Origin of the sequence: Vibrio sp. Isolate22 (assembly GCF_022398115.1) — a bacterium.
Lineage (GTDB): Bacteria > Pseudomonadota > Gammaproteobacteria > Enterobacterales > Vibrionaceae > Vibrio.
In genome coordinates this window covers 1-1,779 of the sequence record NZ_JAKEUW010000131.1, presented here as the reverse complement: position 1 = coordinate 1,779, position 1,779 = coordinate 1, and the positions used below count along the sequence as shown (strand labels likewise).

2 protein-coding genes and 3 pseudogenes are annotated in these 1,779 nt (G+C 41.3%); 2 read left to right on the top strand and 3 right to left on the bottom strand.

What is annotated here, in order from left to right:
• Positions 1–170, bottom strand: a 170-nt coding sequence (locus L1D55_RS27115) for a transposase (protein WP_239918909.1), incomplete at its 3' end; no start/stop codon positions are given.
• Between the two features lie 77 nt (positions 171–247).
• On the opposite strand from L1D55_RS27115, the pseudogene L1D55_RS27110 reads away from it, so the two are divergent.
• Both L1D55_RS27110 and L1D55_RS27105 read left to right on the top strand, forming a co-directional pair.
• A pseudogene (locus L1D55_RS27110) lies at positions 248–715 on the top strand (GNAT family N-acetyltransferase); the annotation flags it as partial.
• Positions 716–818: 103 nt separating this feature from the next.
• Positions 819–1,295 (top strand): GNAT family N-acetyltransferase, encoded by a 477-nt coding sequence (locus tag L1D55_RS27105; protein ID WP_004737327.1) that lies wholly within the window; start codon positions 819–821, stop codon positions 1,293–1,295.
• Between the two features lie 106 nt (positions 1,296–1,401).
• Here the strand turns inward: L1D55_RS27105 and L1D55_RS27100 are convergent.
• A pseudogene (locus L1D55_RS27100) lies at positions 1,402–1,536 on the bottom strand (DUF417 family protein); the annotation flags it as partial.
• Between the two features lie 51 nt (positions 1,537–1,587).
• Positions 1,588–1,779: pseudogene (locus L1D55_RS27095) on the bottom strand (IS5/IS1182 family transposase); the annotation flags it as partial.

Genomic DNA, 1,779 nt, shown 5'->3' with positions numbered 1-1,779 from the left:
TCAATAGCAGTATCAGAAAATTGAAAGCCTCTACCTCGTTTACCATGGTGACTTTTACATTGCCATGCTTCAACGGCTGAGTCGTCAATCCAAAACGTTACTGAGCCTCGCTTGCACAAGGCTTCATTATACTCACTCCAGTTCGCTATCTTCTTCTTCGACTTACCCATAACAACACCATGCTTCTACTACATGGGATCAGATCGCAGGACTGAGAAAAGGTTCCAACTGATTTAGTCAACAACGCCAATTTGAAGTCGAAAATAGAGAGTGGTTTGATCAATTTGTTCCTGCTAGAGATGACAGTTTCTATTCTGATTCAGGGGTTGCCGAGCAAATTGCGCGCTTCCTGAAGGAATACCAAAATGGTGAGTTGATCCCGATGCTAATTAAGGATGCTAACGGTGTTATTTGCGGGAGAATCAACGTTCGAGATATCAGTAAAAATGGTGAAAGCGGAGAGCTCGGCTATCGGGTTGGTCGAGCTTTTGGTTCTAATGGTGTCGCCTCTAATGCGGTCAGAAAGCTACTAACCTACTTGTCTAAGCACTCATCCCTAAAATATATTGATGCCTATGCATTAGTAGGTAATGTCGGTTCAAATAAAGTACTAACAAATACTGGGTTCGACCTCGTTTAGTGTGTCCCAAATTACGCAGTATTCAAGGGAAAGCAACAGAATGCCAACTATTACCGTAAGGCAATATCCGTGTAAGTGGGCATTTGATATCTATTATTTTTCCTATAATCAATGAGATAATAGGCCCGGAAAGATGAGCTCACACCATTGTGGTGCGAAACAATACAGAGATCAGTTTATGAACATTGTGACAGTCTATAGTGGTAATCAGCAGGTATACGCGAATTTATATCAGGGCTATGCGGCTGAGTTTTCAAAGATTATCGGAGACAAACCAGACGAGTATGGCTTGTTTGAGATTTACCCGACGCTTGGTGATGCCGTAACGGGTTATTTACTCTACATTGATGGCGTTCCTGCTGCATTAACTGCCATTGAAACCAAAGCGCCAAACGAGTTTGAGATTTGTGATTTCTATGTGGTGCCTTATTTTCGAAAAAATAAAGTAGGGAAACAGTTTATCTCTGAACTGTTTGAACACCTAAAAGGCAGTTGGGAGATTAAACAAGTATTGGGCGCAGATCATGCTGTTAAGTTCTGGAGAGAAGTCGTTAATGACTACACCTCAGGTAATTATGTGGAAGACCAGTACCAAGACGAAAAGTGGGGCTTGGTAACAAGACAATGCTTCAATCATGATGGTATTGCCAAGTAAAACCTTATATATCAGAAGCTGGCGGAGTCCTTCTAGCCAGCTTCGGACCTGTTTATTTCAAGGTTTAAGGTGTCTTCTAGATTAGGGTAACCTTATTGCTTTATCGTTAATTTTGGGGTTTATTGCGCTCGATAATGCTGATCGCGATTGCTAAAAATAGAATATCTTTCACTAAGAAGAAGTTAGTGACCAAAATACCATCCGATACTTTCCAAGCGTTTGGCGTGGTAATTAGAAAGGCTTTGTTGCGTAATTAAATTTAGATATAGAGCCAACCCGTTTCGCGTATTTCTTAGTCAATACGACAAGTTTTAGGCATACCTAACCTAGTAAGCTTGTTCAACGCTTTTATCATCGCGTAAGTTTCACCCACCTGGGCATTGTAATTTCTTAAGCTCAGTTTCCCTCCTAGCAACTGTTTAACTCGATACATCGCTGTTTCTGAGAGTGAACGCTTGTGGTATCCATACCGCTCTTTCCAATA